Source organism: Lyngbya sp. CCY1209 (assembly GCF_055795065.1).
Genome location: NZ_JAYFER010000365.1, coordinates 1 through 7,098 on the forward strand (window position 1 = coordinate 1; position 7,098 = coordinate 7,098).

Genomic DNA, 7,098 nt, shown 5'->3' on the forward strand with positions numbered 1-7,098 from the left:
AGCATCTTTGATTTTCCCCCGAGATCTCAATAGAAACCCGGTTTCTAGACCCGAGTTTCTAAACGCGATCGCTCCCAGTTTCTAGACACTGCTTAGTCATAATGTGTCCACATTCGTAAAATTTTGATCGTGTTTTGAGACTCAATCACTTCGTAAACTAATCGGTGTTGAATATTAATCCTGCGAGAATAAGCACCCGTCAAATCTCCAACCAGCTTTTCATAGGGTGGGGGATTCTGCCAAGGATTATTTTGGAGAAGATCCAACAGTTTTTTAACTTTTATTTTGAGTCCACTTTGTGCAATTTTTTTGGCATCTTTTTTGGCTTGTTTTGTATAGACAATTTTATAAGTCACCAATCCAAGTCCTCTTCGCACTCTTCGATTGGCGTTTGGAGTCCTTCTACAATTGAGTCTTTCATTCCGGGGATGCTCAATAGATGTAAGGTTTCCTGGATGCTCTGCCAATCGGCTTCGGAAATCAAAATGGCATTGTTTTGTTTTCCAGTAATTAAAATTGGCTGGTGAGAATCTGAGGTTGTATCAATTAATGTTTCTAGGTTGTCTTTAGCATTTTCTGCGGTATATTTATTCATAGTTATTTGAACCGGCTCTTTTGAGAATAGACTTGATGGCATGGTGCGACGCGCAGTCGTCGTGTAGGGCTCATATATGGCGGCACATTTTCTCATGGTATTAGAATACATCAACTTGGGTCAGAAGTCAAGCTAAAATCCGCGATCGCTCCCAACAAAGAAACCGGGTTTCTAGAAGGGTTTTTGGTTTCCCCCCGAGATCTCAATAGAAACCCGGTTTCTAGACCCGAGTTTCTAAACGCGATCGCTCCCAAGGGAAGAAACCGGGTTTCTAGAAGCATCTTGTGTTTCCCACCGAGATCTCAATAGAAACCCGGTTTCTAGATCCGAGGTTTCCCCACCGAGATCTCAATAGAAACCCGGTTTCTAGATATCTCGTGCTATGATCGAGGCTGAAGCCCCAACTACAACTTTATTAATAATCAGATGAAACAATCCACCGAAACCCTGATTATGTTCGCTCAACTCTTGGAAACGGAACCGCCGCTTTTGCCAAAGGATGCCCTAAAAACGATGCAGGAATTGGCGGCGGAATTGAAGGCTCTGTCGGAAACCGATCTGGAGAAAGCCTCGGAATTGATTATCACCCGGATCGGACAATTTCCACAAGTCCTAAAAGAATTTAAAAAAGCCCTGGATTATCAACGAAAAGAAGTTGATGACATCCAGGAACCGGAACCGAATCAGCAAAAATGGACAATTCCCAACTTTCAAATTATTGAAGAAACGGAAGAAACTGTCATCGTTACACCCACTTCAGAATCCGACAAAACCTCCCTGTTTCTATACGTTCGTCAAAGTGTGAGCCGATGGATTCAGAAAAACCAGTAATACCCACCGTTTACGCTCCTAATTTGCATTTATTCTCCTATCATCTCTGGCGGGGATTGACAGGGGAATCGGATTCTCTTGCACCCAACCCAAAACACTTGTGGGAACGGGGGGATGAGATTTTAAAGGAGTTAGGATTTACCGAACGCCTCCACATTGCCGGGTATCCGGAAAACTCGGAAGAACCGGAAGGAACTCAAGTCAATCTCCATCCGCAAAGTTACCTCAAATTAACCGGAAAACTGCCCCCGTCTGACTTGACAATTGCCGGGAGGGTGTGGACACATCGACTTGATGACAGTTATAGTTTGACGATGAATTTTCGCCGCCCGGAACGGGAAAAGGGCGAGAAAACGGCGGATGTTCCGATTTCTTTTTGGCACGATTTGAATACGGATAGGGGAATTTTTCTGCCCGATTTTGTCGGTGGTTCCTTGGGGCAAACATTGCTGTTGACGGCATTTTTACCGAAATCGGAAATTGAAAAAACGGCTGAAAATTTGGAAGAATTTTCCCGCCAAATGGTCAAATATTTGATTCCTTCTCGCAGAAAACGCCCGCCTTTGCAACGGGTGGGGGAACTGTTCGGCAGTCCGATTTTTGAGTTTGGCGGGCAAATTGTGGACGCGGATCTGCACGGGGAAGCGATCGCAACCCCTCACGTTTTGATCCTCTTGTTTCGGGAAGAGTTGCCCAGCGAGAAGTTGGTGGATGCCTACCGACAGTTTATCGATTTATTTTACTATCGAAATAAGGTGCTGTCGGCTTATCGGGACACCCGGACGCTGTATCGAAAAACCTACGCCACCTATATTGAGTTGGAGAAACGGGTGAAGTCGTTTCGGGCGTTGTTGAGGGAAAAAACGACGAGTTTGCAGTTGAGTTCGGCGGAATTGGAGGATTTGAAAACGGTTTTAAAGGAGTTGGCGGAGTTGGATTTGGAATATGCGCGACTGTTGCGAAATTACAAGCACTGTCGCAATACGATCGCCATCAATACCAAAAATTATCAAGTGAAACGGGAGGAAATTTTTAATATCCTCAAGGAACAAAAATATGAGGTGAAACGGGAGGAATTGGATTTTTTCCAAGAATTGAGCGATCGCACTTCCCCCTATTTTCAAACCCGCATCGCCGACGAACTCAACTATTTTGTGGAGGGTTCCAACTTATCCGATAAAGCGATCGCCTCCATTCGTGGTATCGTGGAAATCGAACAAGCCCAGCGCGATCGCCGCTTGCAACAGCAAAACCAACAGTTACAAGATCAAATCCAAATTGTCGGCGTCGGCATTGCAGTGGGTGCGATCGTCGCTTCCACGGTGGGGTTGATTTTTGACGAACCGATGACGTATCCTTGGCAAGAAAACCGGGGGGAAAATGTACATCCGTTTGCGATCGCACTTCTCATCAGTTTCGGCTGTGCTCTGGTAGCGGCGGCGGGGATGAAATTGCTCATCTGGTTGAACAAAAAGAAACCGGGTTTCTAGACGCGATCGCTCACGAGAAAGAAACCGGGTTTCTAGAAGGATCTTCAATTTCCCCACAGAGATCTCAATAGAAACCCGGTTTCTAGACCCGAGTTTCTAGGCGCGATCGCCACCAAGAAAGAAACCGGGTTTCTAGAAGCATCTTGGGTTTCCCACGGAGATCTTAATAGAAACCCGGTTTCTAGACCCGAGTTTCTAGAGCGATCGCTGGGGAAGAAGAAACCGGGTTTCTAGAAGGATCTTCAATTTCCCCACAGAGATCTCAATAGAAACCCGGTTTCTAGACCGGTTTCTAGACTATTGAAAATACGCCTGAAACACCGCCTTTGCCACCGGCGCCGCCGCCACGGAACCGTAACCGCCGCCCTCCACTAATACCGCGATCGCAATTTCAGGTTTATCCGCAGGTCCGAACCCCACATACATGGAATTATTCGGCTGTCCGGGAACTTCTACTGTCCCGGTTTTGCCCCCCGTCAACGGGATGGAACCGTCATTTAATCCCCGTCCCGTTCCCTTTTTCACCACATCAATTAACCCCTGCCGCACCACGTTCAACGCCTGGGGGGAAATGGCGGTTTTGGTGGGTTGGGTTTCGGGAGTATTCGTTTGGGAGGCGAACAGATGCGGCTGGACCCGGTAGCCGCCGTTAACTACGGTACCCACCATCGTCGCCAATTCTAAGGGAGTCGCCAATACCAACCCCTGGCCGATCGCCATTGTGACGGTATCGCCGGTATACCAGGGCAAATCGTACAATTCTTTTTTCTGTTCCGGAGTGGGAATTTGGCCGTGGTTGGCGCCGTCGAGCCCCAAAACATCTAAATCGATCGAACCGCCGATTCCCAATTCTTTCCCCCATTTGGAAATTTGATGGGCCCCCGCATTCATGCCGACTTGATAAAAGAAAGTATTGCTGCTAAACGCCAAAGCATCCCGAAATCCGATGGTTCCGTAGCCCTTATCATTGTGTTCGTGAAAGCTGATTCCACCGATAGTGATGGCAGCGGAAGTTGCCACGGTAGAATTGGGGGAATATTTGCCCGATTCGATGGCGGCGATCGCGGTGACGATTTTAAATGTACTACCCGGCGGATACCCTTGCAACGCCCGATTTAACAGGGGGTTGCCACCCTGCACCCGCCGCCACTCCGCCTCCGTCACCCCGTCGGCGAACCAGTTGGGATCGAATGTCGGGTGGCTGGCGATCGCCAAAATTGCCCCGGTTTTTACGTCCAACGCCACCACCGCCCCCCGGCGATTTCCCAGGGCGGTTTCCGCCGTTTTTTGCAACTTCAAATCCAACGTCAGTTGCACGGATTCACCCATCCGGGGAGATTGAATTCCCAACTCTTGGATTTCTTCCCCTTTGGCGTTGACTTCGATGAGGCGATTTCCCCAGACGCCATCGAGTTGTTTGTTGGCGATCCGTTCCACCCCCATCTGTCCCGTCAGCATCCCCATCGGGTATTCGGGGTGGGCTTCCAATTCTTCCAAACTGGCTGCGCCGATGTATCCCAAAACGTGGGCTGCGAGCTTGTTTTCGGGGTAATATCGCTGAGATTCGCCCCGAATTTCCACCCCTTTAAAATCGGCGGAATTTTCGGCGATCGCGATGAACATTCCGGGCGTGATATCCGGTTTGATGCGGACGGACAACCGGGAATTGTACCCTTGTTCTTCCAGTGTTTGGAGAATTTCTTCTGCGGGAATATCGACAATTTGACTCAGTTTTTCCGCCGTTTCTTGCCACGCTTCGGGGGATTTTTCCCGGGGCCAGAGGTACACCGATCGCGCCAGACGGCTGCTGGCGAGTCGGCGTTCCCGGCGATCGAAGATTTCCCCCCGTTGTGCGGGGACGGGAAGCAGGCGGAGGCGGTTATTTTCCGCCCGATCTAAGTTGATCTCGCCCCGGATGAGTTGCAAGTTGGCAATCTGAATGCCGTAGAGACTCAATAAACTGCCGATCAATAACAGCACAATCACCCCCCGGTGGCGACGGCGGTGATGGAATTTACGGTCGTCCGATTCTTCGGAAGCTAAATATTCAGGTTCAATGGTAAACAGAGATTCACCGGCCATAGTTATCCGATGCAGTGACTTACAGTTTATTTCCCCCAAAAGGGTGTGCTGAATCCGGAACATTTGGGAATTTTTATGGAAGCGGCGATCGCCCGATGCGGCTTGGAAACGGGAATCGATCGCCCCGGGGAGTGGCGGCGGCGTCGGCGACAATCCGTTCCCGAATACATTGTTTGGGGGCGACCGAATCCGATCCGGATGGTTTTCACCTCTAATCTATGACGCTATCGATCAATTTTCGACGCGCTTAAAAATGCGGATTTCTGGATTTATTTTATTGAAATTTCCGGCTTTGAATCGGGAGTCATAAAACTCCCTTTCGGTCGCCGTTTTGATTTCTAGAAAATTCCAAATTGGCGAACTTTTATATTCAAATACTAACTCATACTTGGATGGGGAATTTTCGAGGGCTTGAAATCCCCGATATTCATCGGTATTTTCGGGAAAGCGATCGCGATAATAGCCCCTCGTCGTCACGATATAGGGCGAGCTCTGTTTTTCGACCGTTTCGGATAAGTTTGACGGGGAGATGCCGCCTGCTTCGACTCCTTCCAGGCGGTCGTATCTGGGATGATATTGCAGAAATCCGACGTAACCCAATTCGGTGGGAAAGTCGAGATTTTGACCCATCCAGTTTTCGGCGGTATATCGGGAATCTTGAAGCATCAATAAATTGACCGAATTGGCGTACATGAGAGAGTAGATACAAATGACGGACACCCATCCGATTTTGAGTCGCGATCGCCACTTATTTCGATCTTCGATAAAGTCCGCGATAACATCACCGCAAAATAGGCAGAGGATCAGACACACCGGTAAAAGGAAGCGATCGCGGGAATACAGGATGATGCTGATAAAAAATAAGTAGTAAGACAAGCAGGGGAGTAACAGGCAGAGCAACAAGGATTTTTCTTTGCGTTTGAAAAGACATGATAGAATGGAAATTAGGGCGATCGCAAATAGGGGCCAGCCCAAATTAAACCGGATGTCTCGGAAAAATCTATACATCAGAAACAGATGTTCCTGAATATTGTTTTGCGATCGCACGAAAAATTCGCTGGCATCGTAACTGGCAGAATTGAGTCGTCCCAGATGTCGGATGAAGACGGTGATATCGACCAGGATTTGATGGGCGGCTAGGAAAACCATTGCACCCAGCAAAAATGGCAATATTAGCTTGATTAAAAAATCGATAATTGTTTTTATAAGGGGTCGCTTTTCTGCCCGTTTAAAGTGATTGTAAACCAAGAAAATTGACGGCAATATAAAAAGACCGTAAGCCTGATCTTTCGTGCAAACCGATAAGGAAGCGGCGACAAAAAATAGCAGATAATCCACGAAGCGATCGCTCTCAATTGCCCGAACATAAAATAGCATCGCCCCGGCAAACCAAAAAACATAGGGGACTTCGACGTTCATGGTTTTGCTGTAGTAAACCATCGAGACGATGCCGAGGACGAAAAAGGCAGAAAGTAGGGCTGGCAACCGTTTTTTGAACACTTCCAAACCGGTTAAAAAGACAATTAAAATAATTCCCGTTCCCATGAAAACGGATAGCCCTCTACCCAGGAACCTGAGAAGAGAAGAATCGAATATCGTCGATAAATCAATCCATCCCCAGTTGGCGGCTAAAATAATCGGAGAATACAGTAAATATAAAAGGTAGCGATGCAGTGGCGGGTACGGGTAGTTCCACTCGCCATCAATCACAACTTTGGGATCGATGGAATCGACGGCCCAACTCACGTCCCCGGGGAGTCCCCACCACATCGCACAACCATAACTCAGAAACCCTATCAATAGGATCGGATAAATCCATCGGTTCGGTTTACTGTTTGAGTTCGTAAGGTTTCCCGTCAATTTGGGCATAACTTCCCGGTGCGTAAAGGTTAAAAGTCGTCGGAATTTGGCGTTCATGTTGAAAACAATTAACAATTAATAATTAATAATTAACAATTATAGCGCTGTGGGCTGGCGTAGTTATAGCAACGAGCGCTCACGTGGTTACAGTTGAAATGGGGTAAGAAATTTTCAAACCCTTATAGAAAAGCCGTTTCAGTTTCCGACTCCCTAATACCGACTGCCGAGGACCGCGCGCAG

7 protein-coding genes are annotated in these 7,098 nt (G+C 47.8%); 3 read left to right on the forward strand and 4 right to left on the reverse strand.

The genetic code is table 11. From position 1 onward, the window contains the following. Positions 1-92 precede the first annotated feature (92 nt). Together AC0QHF_RS10405 and AC0QHF_RS10410 are read right to left on the reverse strand one after the other, a co-directional pair. Positions 93-356 (reverse strand): Txe/YoeB family addiction module toxin, encoded by a 264-nt coding sequence (locus AC0QHF_RS10405; RefSeq protein WP_324704137.1) that lies wholly within the window; start codon positions 354-356, stop codon positions 93-95. Beyond that, positions 353-595, reverse strand: coding sequence for a type II toxin-antitoxin system Phd/YefM family antitoxin (locus tag AC0QHF_RS10410; protein ID WP_324704138.1), 243 nt, complete (start codon positions 593-595; stop codon positions 353-355). The genes AC0QHF_RS10405 and AC0QHF_RS10410 overlap by 4 nt, the downstream gene beginning before the upstream one ends. Positions 596-1,021: 426 nt before the next feature. Between AC0QHF_RS10410 and AC0QHF_RS10415 the strand changes: the two genes are divergently transcribed. Together AC0QHF_RS10415 and AC0QHF_RS10420 are read left to right on the forward strand one after the other, a co-directional pair. Next, positions 1,022-1,426, forward strand: a complete 405-nt coding sequence (locus AC0QHF_RS10415; protein WP_324704139.1) for a hypothetical protein — start codon at positions 1,022-1,024, stop codon at positions 1,424-1,426. A 314-nt stretch (positions 1,427-1,740) separates the two neighbouring features. Further along, on the forward strand, positions 1,741-2,916 hold the full coding sequence (locus AC0QHF_RS10420; protein WP_324704140.1) for a hypothetical protein: 1,176 nt from the start codon (positions 1,741-1,743) through the stop codon (positions 2,914-2,916). Positions 2,917-3,213: 297 nt separating this feature from the next. Here the strand turns inward: AC0QHF_RS10420 and mrdA are convergent, their stop codons facing one another. Beyond that, complete coding sequence (gene mrdA / locus AC0QHF_RS10425) at positions 3,214-4,998, reverse strand: penicillin-binding protein 2 (protein WP_324704141.1); 1,785 nt, start codon at positions 4,996-4,998, stop codon at positions 3,214-3,216. Between the two features lie 45 nt (positions 4,999-5,043). Between mrdA and AC0QHF_RS10430 the strand changes: the two genes are divergently transcribed. Next, positions 5,044-5,220 (forward strand): hypothetical protein, encoded by a 177-nt coding sequence (locus AC0QHF_RS10430; protein ID WP_324704142.1) that lies wholly within the window; start codon positions 5,044-5,046, stop codon positions 5,218-5,220. A 9-nt stretch (positions 5,221-5,229) separates the two neighbouring features. On the opposite strand, the gene AC0QHF_RS10435 is transcribed toward AC0QHF_RS10430, so the two are convergent. Further along, on the reverse strand, positions 5,230-6,768 hold the full coding sequence (locus AC0QHF_RS10435; protein WP_324704143.1) for a glycosyltransferase family 39 protein: 1,539 nt from the start codon (positions 6,766-6,768) through the stop codon (positions 5,230-5,232). Positions 6,769-7,098 lie beyond the last annotated feature (330 nt).

Coding starts and splice junctions, on each gene's coding strand:
- AC0QHF_RS10410 (WP_324704138.1), bottom strand. CDS start 595: ATGAATAAATATACCGCAGAAAATGCTAAAGACAACCTAGAAACATTA.
- AC0QHF_RS10415 (WP_324704139.1), top strand. CDS start 1,022: ATGAAACAATCCACCGAAACCCTGATTATGTTCGCTCAACTCTTGGAA.
- AC0QHF_RS10420 (WP_324704140.1), top strand. CDS start 1,741: ATGAATTTTCGCCGCCCGGAACGGGAAAAGGGCGAGAAAACGGCGGAT.
- mrdA (WP_324704141.1), bottom strand. CDS start 4,998: ATGGCCGGTGAATCTCTGTTTACCATTGAACCTGAATATTTAGCTTCC.
- AC0QHF_RS10435 (WP_324704143.1), bottom strand. CDS start 6,768: ATGTGGTGGGGACTCCCCGGGGACGTGAGTTGGGCCGTCGATTCCATC.